Source organism: Glutamicibacter nicotianae, from assembly GCF_016907615.1.
In the GTDB taxonomy this organism is placed as follows: domain Bacteria; phylum Actinomycetota; class Actinomycetes; order Actinomycetales; family Micrococcaceae; genus Glutamicibacter; species Glutamicibacter nicotianae.
Genome location: NZ_JAFBCH010000001.1, coordinates 353021 through 374545 on the forward strand (window position 1 = coordinate 353021; position 21525 = coordinate 374545).

The 21525-nt window shown below is 58.9% G+C and carries 15 protein-coding genes, 4 rRNA genes and 1 pseudogene; 15 read left to right on the forward strand and 5 right to left on the reverse strand.

The features are described from left to right. The first annotated feature begins 4 nt into the window (after positions 1 to 4). Genes folP through panC form a run of 7 tightly spaced genes read left to right on the forward strand, consistent with a single transcriptional unit; the run spans position 5 to position 5786 of the window. Entirely contained in the window at positions 5 to 907 is a 903-nt protein-coding gene (gene folP, locus JOE62_RS01780; RefSeq protein WP_239543127.1) for a dihydropteroate synthase, read from the forward strand. After that, positions 894 to 1727: a 2-amino-4-hydroxy-6-hydroxymethyldihydropteridine diphosphokinase gene (gene folK, locus JOE62_RS16160; protein ID WP_239543129.1), complete on the forward strand. Its 834-nt coding sequence runs from the start codon at positions 894 to 896 to the stop codon at positions 1725 to 1727. The genes folP and folK overlap by 14 nt, the downstream gene beginning before the upstream one ends. Next, the gene (locus JOE62_RS01790; RefSeq protein WP_066142591.1) at positions 1724 to 2185 is read left to right on the forward strand and encodes a DUF3180 domain-containing protein; all 462 of its coding nucleotides are present in this window, start codon (positions 1724 to 1726) and stop codon (positions 2183 to 2185) included. The genes folK and JOE62_RS01790 overlap by 4 nt, the downstream gene beginning before the upstream one ends. Beyond that, a complete protein-coding gene (locus JOE62_RS01795) occupies positions 2154 to 2651 on the forward strand; it encodes a PH domain-containing protein (RefSeq protein WP_204719876.1) in 498 nt (165 codons plus the stop codon). The genes JOE62_RS01790 and JOE62_RS01795 overlap by 32 nt, the downstream gene beginning before the upstream one ends. Further along, positions 2648 to 4045: a PH domain-containing protein gene (locus tag JOE62_RS01800; RefSeq protein WP_204719878.1), complete on the forward strand. Its 1398-nt coding sequence runs from the start codon at positions 2648 to 2650 to the stop codon at positions 4043 to 4045. Before JOE62_RS01795 ends, JOE62_RS01800 begins: the two co-directional genes overlap by 4 nt. A gap of 2 nt (positions 4046 to 4047) precedes the next feature. Beyond that, a complete protein-coding gene (locus JOE62_RS01805; RefSeq protein WP_038992645.1) occupies positions 4048 to 4914 on the forward strand; it encodes a Rossmann-like and DUF2520 domain-containing protein in 867 nt (288 codons plus the stop codon). Positions 4915 to 4919: 5 nt separating this feature from the next. After that, positions 4920 to 5786 (forward strand): pantoate--beta-alanine ligase, encoded by an 867-nt coding sequence (gene panC, locus JOE62_RS01810; protein ID WP_204719880.1) that lies wholly within the window; start codon positions 4920 to 4922, stop codon positions 5784 to 5786. Here panC and JOE62_RS01815 read toward each other — a convergent pair. Beyond that, positions 5783 to 6736 carry an NAD(P)H-dependent flavin oxidoreductase gene (locus JOE62_RS01815; protein ID WP_204719882.1) on the reverse strand — a complete coding sequence of 318 codons (954 nt, stop codon included), beginning with the start codon at positions 6734 to 6736 and terminating at the stop codon, positions 5783 to 5785. The two genes, panC and JOE62_RS01815, sit on opposite strands and share 4 nt — an antisense overlap. 448 nt (positions 6737 to 7184) lie before the next feature. Between JOE62_RS01815 and JOE62_RS01820 the strand changes: the two genes are divergently transcribed. From JOE62_RS01820 to rrf, 3 genes are all read left to right on the forward strand, one after another. After that, positions 7185 to 8710: ribosomal RNA gene (locus JOE62_RS01820) — 16S ribosomal RNA — on the forward strand. Positions 8711 to 9306: 596 nt separating this feature from the next. Beyond that, positions 9307 to 12441, forward strand: a 23S ribosomal RNA gene (locus JOE62_RS01825). Positions 12442 to 12604: 163 nt separating this feature from the next. Continuing rightward, positions 12605 to 12721, forward strand: a 5S ribosomal RNA gene (rrf, locus tag JOE62_RS01830). The 16S, 23S and 5S rRNA genes sit together here, the layout of an rRNA operon. Positions 12722 to 12909: 188 nt before the next feature. Here rrf and JOE62_RS01835 read toward each other — a convergent pair. Next, positions 12910 to 13905 (reverse strand): annotated as a pseudogene (locus tag JOE62_RS01835) (IS1249 family transposase); the annotation flags it as partial. Positions 13906 to 13992: 87 nt separating this feature from the next. On the opposite strand from JOE62_RS01835, the gene istA reads away from it, so the two are divergent. Next, entirely contained in the window at positions 13993 to 15234 is a 1242-nt protein-coding gene (istA, locus tag JOE62_RS01840) for an IS21 family transposase (RefSeq protein WP_204719761.1), read from the forward strand. Next, complete coding sequence (istB, locus tag JOE62_RS01845) at positions 15231 to 15995, forward strand: IS21-like element helper ATPase IstB (protein ID WP_204719763.1); 765 nt, start codon at positions 15231 to 15233, stop codon at positions 15993 to 15995. The genes istA and istB overlap by 4 nt, the downstream gene beginning before the upstream one ends. Positions 15996 to 16040: 45 nt before the next feature. Here the strand turns inward: istB and JOE62_RS16710 are convergent, their stop codons facing one another. After that, positions 16041 to 16268 (reverse strand): IS1/IS1595 family N-terminal zinc-binding domain-containing protein, encoded by a 228-nt coding sequence (locus JOE62_RS16710; protein WP_420842168.1) that lies wholly within the window; start codon positions 16266 to 16268, stop codon positions 16041 to 16043. Positions 16269 to 16720: 452 nt separating this feature from the next. Here JOE62_RS16710 and JOE62_RS01850 point away from each other — a divergent pair, with 452 nt between their 5' ends. After that, complete coding sequence (locus JOE62_RS01850) at positions 16721 to 16921, forward strand: type II toxin-antitoxin system RelB family anti-toxin (protein WP_038993722.1); 201 nt, start codon at positions 16721 to 16723, stop codon at positions 16919 to 16921. Further along, positions 16918 to 18114: a type II toxin-antitoxin system HipA family toxin gene (locus tag JOE62_RS01855; protein ID WP_204719884.1), complete on the forward strand. Its 1197-nt coding sequence runs from the start codon at positions 16918 to 16920 to the stop codon at positions 18112 to 18114. The genes JOE62_RS01850 and JOE62_RS01855 overlap by 4 nt, the downstream gene beginning before the upstream one ends. 18 nt (positions 18115 to 18132) lie before the next feature. On the opposite strand, the gene JOE62_RS01860 is transcribed toward JOE62_RS01855, so the two are convergent. Next, positions 18133 to 18576, reverse strand: a complete 444-nt coding sequence (locus JOE62_RS01860) for a MepB family protein (RefSeq protein WP_038993720.1) — start codon at positions 18574 to 18576, stop codon at positions 18133 to 18135. Between the two features lie 375 nt (positions 18577 to 18951). Next, positions 18952 to 19425, reverse strand: coding sequence for a hypothetical protein (locus JOE62_RS01865; RefSeq protein ID WP_204719886.1), 474 nt, complete (start codon positions 19423 to 19425; stop codon positions 18952 to 18954). Between the two features lie 97 nt (positions 19426 to 19522). Here JOE62_RS01865 and JOE62_RS01870 point away from each other — a divergent pair. Then, positions 19523 to 21048, forward strand: a 16S ribosomal RNA gene (locus JOE62_RS01870). The last annotated feature ends 477 nt before the right edge of the window (positions 21049 to 21525 follow it).

The window sequence follows — 21525 nt, forward strand, 5'->3', positions numbered from 1 at the left end:
CCCCATGTCGCTTGGAGCGATCCCGGGCACCGGCCCGAACACCAGCCCCTTGCCCATCATCCGCAAGTCCAAGAAGAAGACGATGGCCGACCTGCCCACCGGCCGCACCCTGGTCATGGGCATCCTGAACGTCACCGAGGACTCCTTCTCGGACGGCGGGAAGTACCTGTCCGCCGATGCCGCGATCGACCAAGGCCTGAAACTGCTCTACTCCGGCGCGGACATCATCGACGTGGGCGGCGAATCCACCCGCCCCGGCGCCAAGGACGTGGATCCGGCCCTCGAGCAGGAGCGCATCATCCCGGTCATCGAAGCCCTGGTGAAGGCCGGCGCCGTGATCTCCGTGGACACCATGCATGTCTCCACCGCCCGCGCGGCCATCGAGGCCGGCGCGCACATCATCAACGACGTCTCCGGCCTGACCTACGAGCAGGGCATGCCCGAGCTGATCGCCGAAACCGGCGTCCCCTACGTGCTCATGCACCGCCGCGGCACCGCGCAGAACATGGTCGCCGAGGCCGAATACCAGGACGTGGTCGCAGAGGTCATCGGCGAGCTGCGCGGCCTGCGCGACGAGTTCGTCGCCAAGGGCGTGGCCCCGGAGCAGATCATCATCGACCCGGGACTGGGCTTCGCCAAGGAAGCGGAGCACAACTGGGCGCTGCTGGCCAACGTCCCTGCCATGGAAGAGCTCGGCCACCGCGTGCTGATCGGCACCAGCCGCAAGCGCTTCCTGGGCGAGCTGCTGGCCGAAGGCTCCAAGAGCCGGGCACCGCTGGAACGCGATGCGGCAACCGCGGCCACCACCGTGCTCGGCGCCCGCGACAAGGTCTGGGCGGTGCGCGTGCACGATGTCGCCGGCAGCCGCGACGCCATCGAAGTCGTGCAGGCCTATGGATCGCATTAGCATCTACGGAATTTCGGCCACCGGCTACCATGGCGTGTTCGAGCATGAGAAGCGCGACGGCCAGGAATTCATCATCGACGTGGTGCTGCACGTGGACATCACGCGGGCGGCAGCCAGCGACAATGTGCTGGACACCGTGCACTACGGCGAAGTCAGTGAGCTGGTGGTCGAGCAGATCAAGGCCGGCCCGTGGGACTTGATCGAGAAGCTGGGCAGCGAAATCGCCGAGGCGATCCTCGCCGCCTACCCGTCCGTGGCCGCCATCGACGTGGTGGTGCACAAGCCGCAGGCGCCGATCCCGGTGCCATTCAGCGATGTCACGATCTCGCTGACCCGGCACCAGAAGCAGCACACCGCGATCATCGCGCTGGGCGCCAACCTGGGCGACCCGCAGGCCACGCTGGCCGCCGCGGTGCAGGAGCTCGGTGCGGAAACAGAGCTGCTCAAGGTGTCCCCGCTGGCCATCACCAAGCCGGTGGGAGGCCCGCCGGACCAGCCGGACTACACCAACCAGGTAGTCCAGGTGCGCACCCGGCGCTCCCCGCATGAGCTGCTGGATTTATGCCAGTCCATCGAGGCCAAGCACCACCGCACCCGCGAGGTGCGCTGGGAAGCACGCACCCTGGATTTGGACTTGATCGCCTACGACCAGCTGCGCCTGGATGACGAGCGGCTGACCCTGCCGCATCCGCGCGCCGCGATCCGCGGCTTCGTGCTGGCCCCGTGGAGCTGGATGGATCCGGACGCGGTGCTGGAGGGGCAACTGGTCTCCCGCCTGGCCGCCGAAGCCGCCGACACGAAAGACATCATCCGGCTATGACGAAGCTGAAGCTGCGCTGGCTGTTCGCGTGCGCCGGGCTCGGAGCCGCGGCCGGCTGGATTGCGCTGCGCCTGCTCACCTCGGCCGGCCGGTATGCTCCGGTGCTGGACTACTCCGCGCTGTACTCGCTGGGCGCAGTCTGCGCGGTGGTGCTGTTCCTGGGGATCCGGGTGAAGCGCTCCACCCAGGGCAAGGCCGACTTCGAGCCGATCGCCGCGGCCCGCACTCTGGTGCTGGCGCAGGCCTCGGCCTATGCCGGCGCGGTCATCGCCGGCTGGCATGTTCCAGCCATCATCATGCTCTGGGCGGCCACCGGCATGACCCCCACCCTGACCCGCGGCTTGGTGTTGGCCGGTGCCGGGCTCCTCATGGTGGTCATTGGGTATATTGTTCAGCAACTGTGCAAACTTCCACCGGAGGATACCGATGGCAACAGCGACTCCGTGGTCACCGAGTAGCTTCACCCCAGCCCACCGGGACTATGCCAAGGTCAAGCTCACCACCTGGGCGATCACCTGGGGCGTGATCCTGCTGGCCTCCCTGATTCCTGCCGTGCTGGCCGCAACCGGCGCCGGCATTGCGCCGTGGCTGGTGCTCACCCCGATCCTGCTGGTGCTGCTGCTGGCACTGCTGGCCCTGCGCATCATCCGCCGCCAGGTCGCCGCACTGGGCTACCTCGAACGCGAGGAAGACTTCATTGTCCGCTCGGGGGTGATGTGGCGCAAGCAGGTAGTCATTCCCTACGGCCGGATGCAGTATGTCGAGGTCAACAGCGGACCGCTGGAGCGGCGCTACGGCCTGTGCCAGTTGACGCTGAACACCGCAGGCACCGGCGCCACCGCGCACGTCTACGGGCTGCCCGAGCGCGAAGGTCAGGAATTGCGCGAACGGCTCGTGGCCGCCGGCGAAGAGCAGATGCTATGAGCCAGTCCGTGGAACCGGCCGCCGGTGACAGCGCCGAGCCATGGCAGCGGGTGCACCCGGCCAGCCCCTTCGTCCACGGCTGGCTGGCCATCATCGGCCTGGTCTACATCTACTGGCAGAACACCGACGAACTGTCCTGGGTTGAACGCTTTTCCGGCGACAGGCTGATCTGGACCGTCGCGGGCGCCGGCATCGCCCTGCTCGTGGTGCTCATCTTCTACTTCCTTTCCTGGTACTTCACCCGCTACAAGCTCACCAGCACGCACGTGTACGTGAATTCAGGGATGCTCTTCCGCAGCCAGAAGCAGGCGCGCATCGACAAGGTGCAGGGCATCGACATCGCCCAGCCGCTGGTTGCCCGGCTGCTGGGACTCGCCGAGCTGCGCTTCGACGTGGCCGATTCCTCCGAGTCGGTGCTGCGCCTCTCCTTCCTGCGCAAGGCCGATGCCCACGAGCTGCGCCAGGTCATCCTCCAGCGAGCCCGCGGAGGACGACCCGCGCATGCCCCAGAAGCCGAACAGGCTGCGGCAGATGCGCCCGCACCGGCCGATCCGCAGCCTGCCATGCAAGCATCGCCGCTGATGGCCAAGGTGCCCATCGGTCGGCTGATCGCCTCGCTGTTCCTGCAGCTGCCGGTGATCATCGGTCTGCTTGCCTGCCTGTCGATGCTGGTGCTGTGGATTTCCGGGGTCGAGGGAATCATCGCCGGCCTGGTGCCCTCGGTGCTGGCCTTCGGCAGCTGGTTCTACAAGCAGCTGAACCAGGGCTGGAACTTCACCGCCAGTGCCTCGGACACCGGCATGCGGATCAGCTACGGTCTGGCCGACACCCGCCAGCACTCCATTCCCTCCGGCCGGGTCCAGGCCATTTCGGTGACGGCCCCCTTCTTCTGGCGGATGCTGGGCTGGTACAAGGTGGAGGTCAACGTGCTGGGCACCAAGAGCGATGACGCCGACAACCTGCAGGTGCTCCCGGTGGGCGACTTCGAGTCGGTCGCCCGGATCATGGGGATCCTGCTGCCGGACCTTGGCGTCGAGAACCAGCGCGAGGTGCTGGCCACGGCGGTGAGCACCGGATCCGAGCACGGTTTCATCGGCTCCCCGGAACGCGCCAAGCCGTTGTCCCCCGGGGCATGGAAGCACCAGGGATTTTTGGCCACCGGCACCACGGTGATTTCCCGGTACGGCTGGCTGGCGCGCCAAGCCAGCTTCGTGCCGCATAACCGGGTGCAGGGCATGAGCTGGCTACAGGGTCCGTGGGAGCGAGGCCGTAGACTGGCCGGTGTCCGCTTGCACAGTGCTGGCGGAAGCATCACCGGATACGTGCATCAGATTGATGCGGACACCGCTGCGGAATTTATCCGGGCGCAAACCCGGCGCATGGTTGAAAGGTAGAAGTGGACGCACCACGCTTGGGAATCGGCATCATCTCGGCCGGCAAGGTAGGCACCGTGCTCGGTGCGGCGCTGGCCGCCAGCGGGCACCGGATCACCGGCATCCATGCAGTCTCGGAGGCTTCGCGCGATCGCGCCGACGCCCTGCTGCCCGGCGTGGAACTGCTGGACCCGGCAGAAATCCTGCGGCGCAGCGAACTGGTGCTCTTTGCTGTGCCCGATGATGTGCTCGGCGAACTCGTGGCCGGGCTGGCAGCGGGCGGGCATTTCTCCGTGGGGCAGCTGGTCGCCCACACCGCTGGGCGGTACGGCACCTCGATCCTGCAGCCGGCCATGGACGCCGGCGCCTTCGGCCTGGCAATCCACCCGGCAATGACCTTCACCGGGATGAGCATGGACCTGCAGCGGCTGACCGATTGCGTTTTCGCGGTCACCGCCGACGAGGCCATCCTGCCGGTCGCCCAGGCGCTGGTGGTGGAGATGCGCGGAGAGCCTGTGGTGATCGCCGAGCAGGACCGGGTCAGCTACCACGCGGCCCTGGCCCATGCGGCAAACCACCTGAACACCATCACGGCGCAATCGGCCGATATCCTGCGCCGCATCGGCGTGGAAGAGCCATCCAATACCCTGCGAGCCTTGATGTACGCGAGCCTGGATAACGCGCTGCGTTCCGGAGCCGGCGCCCTGACCGGCCCGGTGGCCCGCGGCGATCGCGGGACCGTGACCGCGCACCTGCAGGCCTTGGCCGACGACCCGGCAGAAACGAATAATTCCTACCGGAGCCTCTCGCGGGCGACGGCACTGCGCGCGGCCGATCGCGGCCTGATCTCCCAGAGCACGCTGGAAGAGCTCCTGCGAGTTCTAGAATAGATAGCGTGAATACCCCGAAGATTGTCAAGACCCGTGCCGAGCTGAAGGCCGCCGTTGCCGCAGCCAACCCGGGATCGCTGGGCTTCGTGCCCACCATGGGAGCCCTGCACAGCGGCCACGCTTCGCTGTTCAAGGCAGCCCGTGAAGAAAATGAACTTGTGGTCATTTCAGTATTCGTCAATGAACTGCAGTTCAACGATGCCAACGACTACGCGAAGTATCCGCGCCAGCTCGACGCTGATGTCCAGCTGGCCGCTGCCGCCGGGGTGGATATCGTCTTTGCCCCGGAAGCCTCCGAGATCTACCACGCCGGGGTGCCGCTGGTGAAGCTGGACTCCGGCGCACTGGGCGAAATGTATGAAGGCGCTTCGCGGCCGGGCCACTTCGATGGAATGCTGGCAGTTGTTGCCAAGCTGCTGCACCTGGCAGACCCGCGCCGTGGCGAATACCGCGCCTACTTCGGCCAGAAGGATGCCCAGCAGCTGGTGCTGATCCGCCGCATGGTTGCCGACCTGGATTACCCGGTAGAGCTGCGTGCGGTGCCGATCGTGCGCAGCGAGAAGGGCTTGGCGCTGTCCAGCCGCAATGCATTGCTCAGCGAGGAAGAGAAGGAAGCGGCATTGGTGCTGCACCGTTCGATCCAGCTGATTGCCGATCGCGCGGCACGCAACGAGCCACTGTACATCGAAGATGCCATCGGCATGTACCAGATGGAACCTCTGGTCGAGCTTGACTACTTCGTCGTCGTCAACCCGGATACCCTGCAGGAACTGGCATTCAACTGCCAGGACACCCCCTTTACCGGAGAAGGCCTGGTCCTTGTCGCGGCGAAGGTGGGCAATGTCCGGCTGATCGACAACCAGCCGATCTAGGAAAAGCGCCGTGCTGCATCGGCGAGGATCTGGCGGAAGCCGCACAGTTCCCGCATGACCTCGGCGGCTGGCTGCTCAGCGTCCACGAACTGCACTGCCTCGCCGGCGTAGACCGGGGCGATGTCCGTCAGCGCTTCGGCACGGGCCTTGATCATCTGCTCGCGCAGTGCATCGTTGGGCTCCCAGGCAGACAGGTCCTCGTGCTTGTCGCTGAACTCATTGCGCAGTGCGCGTCCGCCGAATTCCGGTGCCCACGGCAGTTGCTGGGCGATATCGAAGGCACGCGTATAGATAGTGCCATCCAGGCCCGCGTTGCGCACTGCGCTCTTCATGTTCTCGTGCCCGCTGGCTTCTGTTGCCGAAAGGAAGCGGGTGCCGATCCAGGCGGCTTCGGCGCCAGCTGAAAGCACCGCGGCGACACCCCGTGCGGTGCCGATGCCGCCAGCCGCGATCACCGGCTTCTGGTGCTGGGAGGTTGCCAGCTGCAGCAACGGCAGGGTTCCAGCTTCATTGCGGCCGTGTCCGCCACCTTCTGCCCCACGGGCAATGATGATGTCGATGTCATCAGCCATGGCGCGTTCCAGATCTGCCGCGTTGCCTACCTGCATGGCGGTCAGAACTCCAGCCTCATGGGCTACCGCCGCGGCCCGGGTGACATCGCCGAAGCTCAAGGTCACCAACGAGGGCCCGAACTCCAAGAAGGCCTCTAGCGGGGAGAGATCCGTTTCCAGCGCCCAGGCCATGAAGCCGACGCCCCATGGAGTACTCAGGGATTCAACGAATTGCGTTTGCTGTTCAATCCAGTCAGCTGTGGGAGTTGCAGGCGAACCGATCATCCCTACACCTCCCGCGTGGGAAACAGCTGCAGCCAAGGCGCCGCCAGCCGCGCCAGCCATAGATGCATTGAAGATGGGTTCACGGTATCCAAGGAGTCTTTGCAGGTCGCTCATGAGCCCAGACTAGAACAGCGAAATGAATGTGACCTAGAACGCGGCCCCTCGATTTGTAAGTGCCCAAGAACCTGTGTATAGTTTTTATCTGTTGCCGGAACGGAAACACCACGGAATCTACCGAATGTTTACCCGGCAGCCAATCACTTTCCACTCAAGGTTTTCCACCGATTTTGATCGGATCAGGAAGTCTGGTAAGTTGGAAAAGTTGCTCCGGAGCGAAGCAGTGGCCATCAGAGGATGGCTGGTGTGGTGTCGAGAGTGTTTGTTGTTTGAGAACTCAATAGTGTGCCAAGTTTGTTGATACCGAATATTTTTATTTGGTGAATACATAACATTTGCTTGAGGCATTGCACCCCCGTGCAGTGTTCTTGAGTGTTTTATTATTCGCCAGGACTTCATCGGCTTCGCCCTTCTTTTCCAAGGGGTTGCTGGTGGCTTTTTGTTTTTTATGGAGAGTTTGATCCTGGCTCAGGATGAACGCTGGCGGCGTGCTTAACACATGCAAGTCGAACGATGAAGCCCAGCTTGCTGGGTGGATTAGTGGCGAACGGGTGAGTAACACGTGAGTAACCTGCCCCCGACTCTGGGATAAGCCCGGGAAACTGGGTCTAATACCGGATATGACCATGGAACGCATGTTTTGTGGTGGAAAGATTTATCGGTGGGGGATGGACTCGCGGCCTATCAGCTTGTTGGTGAGGTAATGGCTCACCAAGGCGACGACGGGTAGCCGGCCTGAGAGGGTGACCGGCCACACTGGGACTGAGACACGGCCCAGACTCCTACGGGAGGCAGCAGTGGGGAATATTGCACAATGGGCGAAAGCCTGATGCAGCGACGCCGCGTGAGGGATGACGGCCTTCGGGTTGTAAACCTCTTTCAGTAGGGAAGAAGCGAAAGTGACGGTACCTGCAGAAGAAGCGCCGGCTAACTACGTGCCAGCAGCCGCGGTAATACGTAGGGCGCAAGCGTTATCCGGATTTATTGGGCGTAAAGAGCTCGTAGGCGGTTTGTCGCGTCTGCCGTGAAAGTCCGAGGCTCAACCTCGGATCTGCGGTGGGTACGGGCAGACTAGAGTGATGTAGGGGAGACTGGAATTCCTGGTGTAGCGGTGAAATGCGCAGATATCAGGAGGAACACCGATGGCGAAGGCAGGTCTCTGGGCATTTACTGACGCTGAGGAGCGAAAGCATGGGGAGCGAACAGGATTAGATACCCTGGTAGTCCATGCCGTAAACGTTGGGCACTAGGTGTGGGGGACATTCCACGTTTTCCGCGCCGTAGCTAACGCATTAAGTGCCCCGCCTGGGGAGTACGGCCGCAAGGCTAAAACTCAAAGGAATTGACGGGGGCCCGCACAAGCGGCGGAGCATGCGGATTAATTCGATGCAACGCGAAGAACCTTACCAAGGCTTGACATGTGCCAGACCGCTCCAGAGATGGGGTTTCCCTTCGGGGCTGGTTCACAGGTGGTGCATGGTTGTCGTCAGCTCGTGTCGTGAGATGTTGGGTTAAGTCCCGCAACGAGCGCAACCCTCGTTCCATGTTGCCAGCACGTAGTGGTGGGGACTCATGGGAGACTGCCGGGGTCAACTCGGAGGAAGGTGGGGATGACGTCAAATCATCATGCCCCTTATGTCTTGGGCTTCACGCATGCTACAATGGCCGGTACAATGGGTTGCGATACTGTGAGGTGGAGCTAATCCCTAAAAGCCGGTCTCAGTTCGGATTGGGGTCTGCAACTCGACCCCATGAAGTCGGAGTCGCTAGTAATCGCAGATCAGCAACGCTGCGGTGAATACGTTCCCGGGCCTTGTACACACCGCCCGTCAAGTCACGAAAGTTGGTAACACCCGAAGCCGATGGCCTAACCACCTTGTGTGGGGGGAGTCGTCGAAGGTGGGACTGGCGATTGGGACTAAGTCGTAACAAGGTAGCCGTACCGGAAGGTGCGGCTGGATCACCTCCTTTCTAAGGAGCTAACCATTATTGGTTGCCCATGCTGGACACGAGTGTTGTCCGGGTGGGTTGCTCATGGGTGGAATATCAATGGACTCAATACTGGAAAACGTGCTGGCTGATGCTGGTGCGGGGTATTGGCTGTGGCCGCGTGGTGCTTGGGCATCTGCTAGTACGCATTGCAGGGGGTTTTCTTCTTGCGGTGCTGGAATGCGGTGTGTGGGTGTTGTGTGGTTTGTATGGTTTGGCATGCTGTTGGGTTTTGAGGCAACAAGCCTCCTTTCCTGGTGAATGGTTGCCGGGGTTCTTCCTGTGGGGAGGGTCCTGGTGGTGTTCGCTTGGGTGAGGGGTTCTTGGTGTTTCGGTGTTTGTCCTGTGTTTGCTGCAAGGATGTCCTGTTGGATTGATGCTGGCCTTTGGTTGGTGTTGGTTTTGGGGTGTTGTTGCGGGGGTGCGGGGTTGTTGTTTGGGAACTGTATAGTGAACGCGAGCATCTTGCAGATGAGATGAGCTGGGTAGTCCTTTTCCTGGGATTGCCTGGTGTTGGAGTCTTGTCTGCGTGATTTTGTTAGATTGTTTTATTGCTCAATTCTGAGACTTTTATTTGTGTTGAAGTTTTTAAGGGCGCACGGTGGATGCCTTGGCATCAAGAGCCGATGAAGGACGTGGGAATCTGCGATAAGCCTGGTGGAGTCGATAACCGGACGTTGAGACCAGGATTTCCGAATGGGGGAACCCCGCACCATGTTATGTGGTGTGACCTGCAGCTGAATGTATAGGCTGTGTGGAGGGAACGCGGGGAAGTGAAACATCTCAGTACCCGCAGGAAGAGAAAACAATAGTGATTCCGTTAGTAGTGGCGAGCGAACGCGGATGGGGCTAAACCGGTTGGTGTGTGATAGCGGATAGGCGTTGCATCACCGGGGTTGTGGGGTTGACATGTACCAGCGCTATCTTGCTGGTGGGATGAGGTGCAGGCGTATAGGTGAATCGGTTGGAATGCCGGACCAGAGAGGGTGATAGTCCCGTAGGTGTAATGCGTGTCTGCCGTTCTAGTGTTGATACCCGAGTAGCACGGGGCCCGTGAAACCTTGTGTGAATCTGCCAGGACCACCTGGTAAGCCTGAATACTACTTGATGACCGATAGTGAATCAGTACCGTGAGGGAATGGTGAAAAGTACCCCGGGAGGGGAGTGAAATAGTACCTGAAACCGTGCGCTTACAATCCGTTAGAGCTGGGGACTTGTTCCCTGGTGATGGCGTGCCTTTTGAAGAATGAGCCTGCGAGTTAGTGTTACGTCGCGAGGTTAACCCGTGTGGGGAAGCCGTAGCGAAAGCGAGTCTGAATAGGGCGTTTGAGTGGCGTGATCTAGACCCGAAGCGAAGTGATCTACCCATGGCCAGGTTGAAGCGCGTGTAAGAGCGTGTGGAGGACCGAACCCACTTCAGTTGAAAATGGAGGGGATGAGCTGTGGGTAGGGGTGAAAGGCCAATCAAACTTCGTGATAGCTGGTTCTCCCCGAAATGCATTTAGGTGCAGCGTTGCGTGTTTCTTGCTGGAGGTAGAGCTACTGGATAGGCGATGGGCCCTACAAGGTTACTGACCTTAGCCAAACTCCGAATGCCGGCAAGTGAGAGCGCAGCAGTGAGACTGTGGGGGATAAGCTTCATAGTCGAGAGGGAAACAGCCCAGAACGCCAACTAAGGCCCCTAAGCGTGTGCTAAGTGGAAAAGGATGTGGAGTTGCTGTGACAACCAGGAGGTTGGCTTAGAAGCAGCCACCCTTGAAAGAGTGCGTAATAGCTCACTGGTCAAGTGATTCCGCGCCGATAATGTAGCGGGGCTCAAGCACACCGCCGAAGTTGCGTCATTCAAGTATTAGCCTGGTTTCGATTGGGTGCTTGGATGGGTAGGGGAGCGTCGTGTGGACGGTGAAGTCGCGGTGGAAACCAGCGGTGGAGGCCACACGAGTGAGAATGCAGGCATGAGTAGCGAATGACGGGTGAGAAACCCGTCCGCCGAATGATCAAGGGTTCCAGGGTTAAGCTAATCTGCCCTGGGTTAGTCGGGACCTAAGGCGAGGCCGACAGGCGTAGTCGATGGACAACGGGTTGATATTCCCGTACCGGCGAAGGACCGCCCATACCAAGCTGTGGATGCTAACCATGACGGATCATGGCTGTTGCGGCCTTCGGGTTGCTGGTTGTGTGATGTGGTGGGAACCGATGCAGTGAGGTCAGCGTATTAACAGGTGTGACGCAGGAAGGTAGCCGAGCCAGGCAATGGAATTGACCTGGTCCAAGGGTGTAGGAAGAGTGGTTGGCAAATCCGCCGCTCATATGTTCTGAGACCTGATAGGCGCCCCGTTTATGGGGTGATTCGGTGATCCTATGCTGCCTAGAAAAGCATCGGCGCGAGGTCCCAGTCCGCCCGTACCCCAAACCGACACAGGTGATCAGGTAGAGAATACTAAGGCGATCGAGAGAATCATGGTTAAGGAACTCGGCAAAATGCCCCCGTAACTTCGGAAGAAGGGGGGCCTGCCCCGTGATGGAGACGTGCTCTCCGGAGGCGGGTGTGGGCCGCAGAGACCAGGGGGAAGCGACTGTTTACTAAAAACACAGGTCCGTGCGAAGTCGCAAGACGATGTATACGGACTGACTCCTGCCCGGTGCTGGAAGGTTAAGAGGACTGGTTAGCCCTTGTGGCGAAGCTGAGAATTTAAGCCCCAGTAAACGGCGGTGGTAACTATAACCATCCTAAGGTAGCGAAATTCCTTGTCGGGTAAGTTCCGACCTGCACGAATGGAGTAACGACTTCCCCGCTGTCTCAACCATGAACTCGGCGAAATTGCAGTACGAGTAAAGATGCTCGTTACGCGCAGCAGGACGGAAAGACCCCGAGACCTTTACTATAGTTTGGTATTGGTGTTCGGTGCAGCTTGTGTAGGATAGGTGGGAGACTGTGAAGCTTGGACGCTAGTTCAGGTGGAGTCATCGTTGAAATACCACTCTGGCTGTACCGGTCACCTAACTTCGGACCATGATCTGGTTCAGGGACAGTGCCTGATGGGTAGTTTAACTGGGGCGGTTGCCTCCTAAAATGTAACGGAGGCGCCCAAAGGTTCCCTCAGCCTGGTTGGCAATCAGGTGTCGAGTGTAAGTGCACAAGGGAGCTTGACTGTGAGAGTGACAGCTCGAGCAGGGACGAAAGTCGGGACTAGTGATCCGGCGGCACCTCGTGGAAGGGCCGTCGCTCAACGGATAAAAGGTACCTCGGGGATAACAGGCTGATCTTGCCCAAGAGTCCATATCGACGGCATGGTTTGGCACCTCGATGTCGGCTCGTCGCATCCTGGGGCTGGAGTAGGTCCCAAGGGTTGGGCTGTTCGCCCATTAAAGCGGTACGCGAGCTGGGTTTAGAACGTCGTGAGACAGTTCGGTCCCTATCCGCTGCGCGCGTTGGAAATTTGAGAAGGGCTGTCCTTAGTACGAGAGGACCGGGACGGACGAACCTCTGGTGTGTCAGTTGTACTGCCAAGTGCATCGCTGATTAGCTACGTTTGGAAGGGATAACCGCTGAAAGCATCTAAGCGGGAAGCCTGCTTCGAGATGAGATTTCCATGCACCATTGTGTGTGAGAGGCCCCCAGCTAGACCACTGGGTTGATAGGCAGGATGTGGAAGCAAGAACTGAAGACTTGTGCAGCTGACCTGTACTAATAGGCCGATGACTTACAACACACAATAAAACAATAATTTGAACTGATGATTTCAATGCTGTTCGCGTTCACTATGCGGTTACGAGACAACAACCTCAAACCGAGAATACTTGGCTTTGTGCGTGCTTTGCTGCATGCCACCGAAGGCAACACCAAACCGTAGGGTTTGTGTGCTTCGTGATTGTTACGGCGGTCATAGCGTGGGGGAAACGCCCGGTCCCATACCGAACCCGGAAGCTAAGGCCCATTGCGCCGATGGTACTGCACTCGTGAGGGTGTGGGAGAGTAGGTCACCGCCGGACTTAACTTGAGTAGATGGTTTGAGGCCCTGGTACCGTTTGGTGCCGGGGCCTCACCTGTTTAACGAGAAGGGGAGGGGGAATTGGGCAGCTGGTACTGCTTGGTTCCTCCTCCCCTTCGGGCTATAGGCAATAAATGGTGTCTGGCCCGGGTGTGTCACCCGGGCCAAACCCCGTTCTAGGTCCTAGTTCTAGCGGTTTCTTCCGGCCCAACCGGCCCTGGAATACTGTCCTTCCTCAGCCGTTGCGGTGGTCCCGTAGAGCTCCGGCCCAACAGGTTCTTCGTCAGCTTGTCGCTTTGCTTCTTCCTGTTCTTGTTCGTAGGCCGTGGTGGCCTTGATCAGCGCTGGCAAGGTCGGCCGTGAGCTCTTGTCCGCGTGCGTCCAGCAGAACCATTCGCACGCCCGCCTCCGGTGCTCGATCGGCATCCCGCGATGGTTGCGGATCATTTCCCGGATCCCGGAGTTGATCGCTCCTTCGATCATGTTCGTCGTCGCGTTGATCCCTAGTCCTTCCAAATCGTGGTCGAGGTAGGTGAACAGGTGGCCGCGCGGCAGCGCCCGGTTCATGCTCTCGTAGGCCTTGCGCAACCTGTCGTGCGTGTACCACCAGGTCCGGGTCTTGCGCAGCCCTTTAGGTCGTGGACCGGCCCAGTCGCGAGCGTAGGTGCGTTCAGCGAGCAGGTCCTGATGCTCGGTGTGCCATGCAGCGAACGCGGCCATCCATGCCGTGGCTTCTTCTTGGGTGCGGATACGCGTCAGTTGCAGGCTCAACTGGCGCAACGCCTTGCCTGCGGCCAGGCGCGGGTTCAGGGTCAGGTGTGTGCGCACGTTGCGCTGGATATGTACCAGGCACCGCTGGACCTTCACCTCGGGCCAGAGGTTCTTCAAAGCTTTCATCAGTCCTGAGCCGCCGTCGGTGACGATGACTTTCGGTTCCGGAAGATGCTGCTGCAGCGCGGTCTATGCTGCTGCTTTCTCGTGGTTGCACCATTGCCAGGAGATGACTTTGCCGTTGGCGATGGCGATCAAAAGGCACCAGCCGCGGCGCAGGTAGATTCCGTCGACTTGGATCTCGTCGAAGACTTCTCCGGTGTGGTTCAGATAGGGGTGGGTGTTCCAGCACCATTGGGTTTGGTGGTGGAAGGTTCGTCCGGTGCCGCCGGCGTGTTCGGCTTGGGTGAGCTTGCCCTGTCAACGCTAACTGAATACTGACCCTTGAACGACTTTTGAAAATTGACCCCACCCGGTCCATTCAACAGTCATTCTGAGGGAGTGATTAATGTGGAACAGTGGGCAGAGATCCGTCGGCTGCATAAAGCAGAAGGCGTGCCAATCAAGGAGATCTCGCGGCGACTTGGCATCGCACGCAACACCGTACGCTCAGCATTGGCAGCCACCGAGCCGCCAAAATACCAACGGGCGAAGCGTGGTTCCATCGCCGACGCTTTCGAACCAGAAATTCGAAAGCTGCTGCGTGAGTATCCGCGCATGCCTGCAACGGTCATCGCCGAACGGATCGGATGGACGAATTCCATCTCCACGCTGAAGAACCGCGTCGCACTGATACGGCCGGAATACACGAGCGTGGACCCTGCGGACCGGCTGGTCCACGAACCAGGGCAAGCCGCGCAAATGGATCTCTGGTTCCCCGAGCCTCGAATTCCCGTCGGGTTCGGCCAGTCAATGATCCTTCCGGTGCTGGTGATGACGCTGTCCTATTCCAGAGTGCTCGGCGCCCTGATGCTTCCCAGCCGGCAGGGCCCTGACCTGACTGCGGGGATGTGGAGCTTGATCAACGATGCGGGAGCAGTTCCCAAAGCCTTGATCTGGGACCGCGAGTCAGCCATCGGCGGCAAAGGAAAAGTCACCGAAATCGCGGCAGCGTTTGCCGGGACCCTGGCAACTAGGATCATTCTGGCTCCACCGAGGGATCCTGAGTTCAAAGGCCAAACAGAACGCAATAACCAGTTCTTCGAAACCTCGTTCCTGCCGGGAAGGAAGTTCACCTCCCCGCAGGATTTCAACCAGCAACTCGCTGCGTGGCTGCCAAAAGCCAATGCGCGCACGGTCCGTTCGATCCAGGGCCGGCCCATCGACCGGTTGCCGCAGGATCTGCAGGCGATGACGGCACTGCCGCCGATGCCACCGGCCACGGGTTTCAGCCAACGGATGCGGCTGAGCAGGGATTACTATGTCCGGCTGGATCGCAACGACTACTCGGTGCATCCTTCGATGATCGGCCGGCTTGTCGACTTCACGCTCACCACGGATCGGGTGATCGGGGTCTGCGACCAGCAGGTGGTGGCCGATCATCCACGGTGCTGGGCCAAGCACCAAGTCATTACCGACCCGCAGCATGTGCAGGTTGCTGCAACGCTGCGCTCGGCGTTCAACAAGATCCGCCGTACCACCGCCAGCCACGTCCACGACACAGGCGTCGCCTCACGCCAGCTGTCTGACTACGACAAAATCTTCGGCCTGGACGGCCATGACTTTCTAGGAGATCCTTCATGAGTTCTTTGGAAGCAACAATTGAGCATTTGGCCAGAGCCATCAAAATGCCAACGATCCGCCGGACGTGGAAACAGCTGGCCGATCAGGCACGTGATGAAGGATGGTCCCATGAGGAGTATCTGGCCGCGGTGCTCCAGCGTCAGGTTGCGGATCGGGAGGCCAGCGGCACCATGTTGCGTATCGCCGGTGCGCATTTCCCCTCAATGAAGACCGTGGAGGATTTCAACTGTGATTTCCAGCCGTCGCTGAGGCGTGATGTCCTGGCGCATCTGGCGACGACGACATTCATTCCGAAGGCTGAGAACGTGATTTTGCTCGGACCACCGGGCGTGGGCAAAACCCACTTGGGCATCGCACTGGGCGTCAAGGCCTGCCAGCAAGGGTATCCGACACTCTTTGATACGGCTGCTGGCTGGGTCCAGCGTCTGGCTGCAGCGCACCACAGCGGGAAATTGAACGATGAGTTGCGGCGCCTGAAACGCTACAAGTTGTTGATCATCGACGAGGTCGGGTATCTGCCGTTTGATGCTGAAGCCGCCAATTTATTGTTTCAACTGATTGCGCACCGGTATGAGCAGGGCTCGGTTCTGGTCACGTCGAATATGCCTTTTGGCCGATGGGGCGAGGTGTTTGGCGATGATGTTGTAGCCTCAGCGATGATTGATCGTCTGGTTCATCATGCCGAAGTGTTGTCCTTGTCCGGTGATTCGTACCGGGTGAAGAACCGTCAGGATCTGCTGAGAAACGCTGAGCAGGTATAGAAGATACTGGACCGGGAGGGTCAATTTTCGATTGGCGCCAGGGGGTCAATTTTCAGCTAGCGTTGACATGCCCATCAGCCAGGTGATGAAGCTTGCCAGCTGGTTCCGTGCGGTGAGGTCAGGGCGGTTGTGTGTGGTGGAGGCGTTGCAGTTGGTGCATCGCCAGCGTTGCTTGCCGTTGCGTTGCCCGTTCTTCTTTTGAGGGCTTTGGCAGATACTACATAGGTGGGTGTTTTTTCTATTAAGGGTCACGCCTATGGGAACAACATCCATAGTCGACTTGATTCTGCCCCGGGATTCCGGGGCAGGATCAGGTCGCGCGACACCACTTATTGCCTATAGGCCTCCCCTTCTGCTTTAACGAGCTTGAGTGCTGGCCGCTAGCGCAGACCGCTGAAGGAACGACCAGGCAGGCATGGGGTTGTGAATGCAGCCATGGCTAAGCTGTGTCCCGATGTCGGACGCGCTTGAAGCGACTAAGCAGACGGCGTGGCCCTGGACCTCCGCGGCTCACTACGGGAGAGAACGCCCGCTCCGTTGCAGGTGCTTTATCCGATGGGTTCTGGCCCGCCAATCGGCAAGATCCTGCCTTTTGATGCCTCTGACAATCGATTGCTTGCACCTGGCTATCATTTCGGTAACTTGTTGCCGATTCTTGCTCCATGCTGAATGATAGTGAGCAGAATGTCGCCAATCGGCGCAATGCTGCCGGAAGAGGATCCTTCATGAATTCAGTGACTGAGCTAGGGGCCGAATTGCAGCGCGTTAGAAAACAGAATGGCTTGACGCAGGAACAGCTGGCTGAATTAGCTGGCATCTCCGAACGTACGCTGCGCTCCATAGAACGAGGGGCGGGAAACCCCTCCATTGAAGCGGTGCTCTCCGTCGCGGATGTACTCGGCCTTCGAATTCGCGTGGCCAAATGAAGCCGCAACTCCAAGAGCTCAAGCTTGTTACCAAGGCTGACGTCTACTGCAACGAAAACCTCGTCGGCACTCTAGCCAGACAGTCCGACGGAAGCGTGGCCTTCAGCTATAACAAGGACTACCTTGCACATGGTGACGCGGGCATTGCGACATCTTTGCCAGCTTCCCCGGAGGCATACGTTGGGCCTGGGGGCGCGTTGCCATCGTTCTTCTCGGGACTATTGCCCGAAGGCCATCGCCTGACCGTTCTCAAGGACGCAACTAAGACCAGCATCTCTGACGAGTTGACTCTGCTGATGGCAGTGGGCGCCGATACTCCAGGCAATGTACGCGTTGTTCCGGAAGGATCAGCACTGGAGCAAACCCCCGTGGTTGCTGAATTCAGCAGCACGGCCGAACTCGACTTCTCGGTCCTCGCGCGCACCTTGGACCGCCACTCGATCCCCGGCGTGCAAGACAAGATCAGCGCAACCATGCTGACAACACCAGTGGAGTTCAAGAACAGCGCCTATCTGCTCAAGCTTGATCCCCGGGATCATCCGCATTTGGTCGTTAATGAGGCGCAGCACCTGAAAGCAGCGCGATTGCTCAAACTTCCGGTCGCAAACAATCGGCTAGTACTGGATTCCACTGGGAGTCCGGGGCTGCTGGTCGAGAGGTTCGATCGCAAGGGTGTCGAGGGGGCGGATAGTCCCACGCGTTTGGCGTTGGAAGATGCCATGCAGGTATTGAACCTTCCGCCGGCAAGCAAGTATGCAGTGAGCACGGAACAAGCTATTGAGGCCTTAGCGCTGCAGTGCCAGGCGCCGGTGCTCGCCAGGCGGAATCTATACATGCAGTTCGTCTTTGCGTGGCTAACTGGCAACGGCGACTTGCATGGAAAGAACGTCTCGATTCTGGCGGACTTGCATGGACGGTTTCATGTAGCGCCCATCTATGACATCCCATGCACCCTGGTCTACGGCGATGACACCATGGCTTTGACTGTTGCCGGCAAGGCTAAGAATCTGAAGAAGAAGCACTGGACGGAGCTTGCAAGGGTGCTCGGCTTGGCTGACCGGGCCACGCAGTCAGCGAACCAGTTGGCATTGAAAGCCGCATTGACTGTGGATCTCAGCGAGGTGCCTTTTGAAGGTTCACCTTTGCGGGGTGCGCAACGAGAACTCAGGTTCCGGCGCATGGAGCTGCAGTAGGAGTCTGAGCGGGACAAGTTAGTCTGCGAGCAACGTGAACGCAGGCAGCTGACTGTTCTGGCTTTTCTTCGCTTGCCCCTTAAGGCCAGCCGTCCATGATGGATAGACGCGGAAACCGCGCTTGCCTGGAGCCGATGCTGAGGCGAAAACGCCCAGCTCCTCGAGGTGCTGTTGAGTAAAGCGGAAGACGCCGAAACAGCCGGCTTCCTCGATAAAGACCATAACTCCGCGCAGTCCCTCTTCGGATTCGTAGGGGGCAGTAGTCCCAGTTTCGTCCCGATGCCATATGGCTACGAACCCACCTGGCTTTGTTGGCGTGATCCTTGCGGTCCTGATTCGCCACCGCTGTCCGTCAAGCTCAGTTACCCCGGCTTGATAATCGCTCTGCTGTTCTTCGGGAGTCACCTCGCCATACGATTGCCCAGTGAGGTGGCAATAGCGTTCCAACGCCGTGAACTTCATAGACTTCATCCTGTATTCGGTAGATCATCAAGTGGAGTGGCAGCGATCGAAATATCGCTGCTATTCACCGTAGCCGAGGGTGGTGCTTACGTAGCACTGCGAGACCTGTATTGGGCCGGCATCAATGCCGACTGCTCTAGGTAGTCATTGCGCTGATGCCGCCTTGGCCGTCACGCGCATGGAACCTCCAGATGCATCGTTTCGCCATGTGCGTTCTCTTCTTGTGCCTTGCTCAGACTCACGCATGCGCCCGCATCGTCTAATCGGCTGATGTGGGCACAATTCATGGGTTCGCGTATATGCGTACGCTTCTCAAGGGTTCAATAAACTCGCTAGGTACAGGCGCTGATGCTCTGTGCAGCTGCGAAATAATGTTTACGCGCTCAGCCCTAGCTCGGTAATAATTGCCAGCGATTGGGCACATGGAAAGAGCCGAATCAGCAGTTCAGGAATTAAGTGTGCACGGTCACCGTCAAAAACCACCCACCCGATTTGCAGCACCCCGCAAACCCGTGTATAGTTTTTCCTTGTCGCCGAGAACAAAACGGAACAAAAAACCCGTAGCTCAACGGCGGCAGAACCCCAGAAAATCAAGGTTTTTCCACAGTCTTGTGGATAAAGAATTGAAAAGAATGGGAACCAAGAATACTGGTTCAAATCACAAACAATGGATTTGACTTCCAGAAATTCAAGGTTATAGAATATGAATATAACGCTGGACGAAATTACCGCCTGGAATGGCAGGTAAAGAACCGGTAAGTGTTTGTTGTTTGAGAACTCAATAGTGTGCCAAGTTTGTTGATACCGAATATTTTTATTTGGTGAATACATAACATTTGCTTGAGGCATTGCACCCCCGTGCAGTGTTCTTGAGTGTTTTATTATTCGCCAGGACTTCATCGGCTTCGCCCTTCTTTTCCAAGGGGTTGCTGGTGGCTTTTTGTTTTTTATGGAGAGTTTGATCCTGGCTCAGGATGAACGCTGGCGGCGTGCTTAACACATGCAAGTCGAACGATGAAGCCCAGCTTGCTGGGTGGATTAGTGGCGAACGGGTGAGTAACACGTGAGTAACCTGCCCCCGACTCTGGGATAAGCCCGGGAAACTGGGTCTAATACCGGATATGACCATGGAACGCATGTTTTGTGGTGGAAAGATTTATCGGTGGGGGATGGACTCGCGGCCTATCAGCTTGTTGGTGAGGTAATGGCTCACCAAGGCGACGACGGGTAGCCGGCCTGAGAGGGTGACCGGCCACACTGGGACTGAGACACGGCCCAGACTCCTACGGGAGGCAGCAGTGGGGAATATTGCACAATGGGCGAAAGCCTGATGCAGCGACGCCGCGTGAGGGATGACGGCCTTCGGGTTGTAAACCTCTTTCAGTAGGGAAGAAGCGAAAGTGACGGTACCTGCAGAAGAAGCGCCGGCTAACTACGTGCCAGCAGCCGCGGTAATACGTAGGGCGCAAGCGTTATCCGGATTTATTGGGCGTAAAGAGCTCGTAGGCGGTTTGTCGCGTCTGCCGTGAAAGTCCGAGGCTCAACCTCGGATCTGCGGTGGGTACGGGCAGACTAGAGTGATGTAGGGGAGACTGGAATTCCTGGTGTAGCGGTGAAATGCGCAGATATCAGGAGGAACACCGATGGCGAAGGCAGGTCTCTGGGCATTTACTGACGCTGAGGAGCGAAAGCATGGGGAGCGAACAGGATTAGATACCCTGGTAGTCCATGCCGTAAACGTTGGGCACTAGGTGTGGGGGACATTCCACGTTTTCCGCGCCGTAGCTAACGCATTAAGTGCCCCGCCTGGGGAGTACGGCCGCAAGGCTAAAACTCAAAGGAATTGACGGGGGCCCGCACAAGCGGCGGAGCATGCGGATTAATTCGATGCAACGCGAAGAACCTTACCAAGGCTTGACATGTGCCAGACCGCTCCAGAGATGGGGTTTCCCTTCGGGGCTGGTTCACAGGTGGTGCATGGTTGTCGTCAGCTCGTGTCGTGAGATGTTGGGTTAAGTCCCGCAACGAGCGCAACCCTCGTTCCATGTTGCCAGCACGTAGTGGTGGGGACTCATGGGAGACTGCCGGGGTCAACTCGGAGGAAGGTGGGGATGACGTCAAATCATCATGCCCCTTATGTCTTGGGCTTCACGCATGCTACAATGGCCGGTACAATGGGTTGCGATACTGTGAGGTGGAGCTAATCCCTAAAAGCCGGTCTCAGTTCGGATTGGGGTCTGCAACTCGACCCCATGAAGTCGGAGTCGCTAGTAATCGCAGATCAGCAACGCTGCGGTGAATACGTTCCCGGGCCTTGTACACACCGCCCGTCAAGTCACGAAAGTTGGTAACACCCGAAGCCGATGGCCTAACCACCTTGTGTGGGGGGAGTCGTCGAAGGTGGGACTGGCGATTGGGACTAAGTCGTAACAAGGTAGCCGTACCGGAAGGTGCGGCTGGATCACCTCCTTTCTAAGGAGCTAACCATTATTGGTTGCCCATGCTGGACACGAGTGTTGTCCGGGTGGGTTGCTCATGGGTGGAATATCAATGGACTCAATACTGGAAAACGTGCTGGCTGATGCTGGTGCGGGGTATTGGCTGTGGCCGCGTGGTGCTTGGGCATCTGCTAGTACGCATTGCAGGGGGTTTTCTTCTTGCGGTGCTGGAATGCGGTGTGTGGGTGTTGTGTGGTTTGTATGGTTTGGCATGCTGTTGGGTTTTGAGGCAACAAGCCTCCTTTCCTGGTGAATGGTTGCCGGGGTTCTTCCTGTGGGGAGGGTCCTGGTGGTGTTCGCTTGGGTGAGGGGTTCTTGGTGTTTCGGTGTTTGTCCTGTGTTTGCTGCAAGGATGTCCTGTTGGATTGATGCTGGCCTTTGGTTGGTGTTGGTTTTGGGGTGTTGTTGCGGGGGTGCGGGGTTGTTGTTTGGGAACTGTATAGTGAACGCG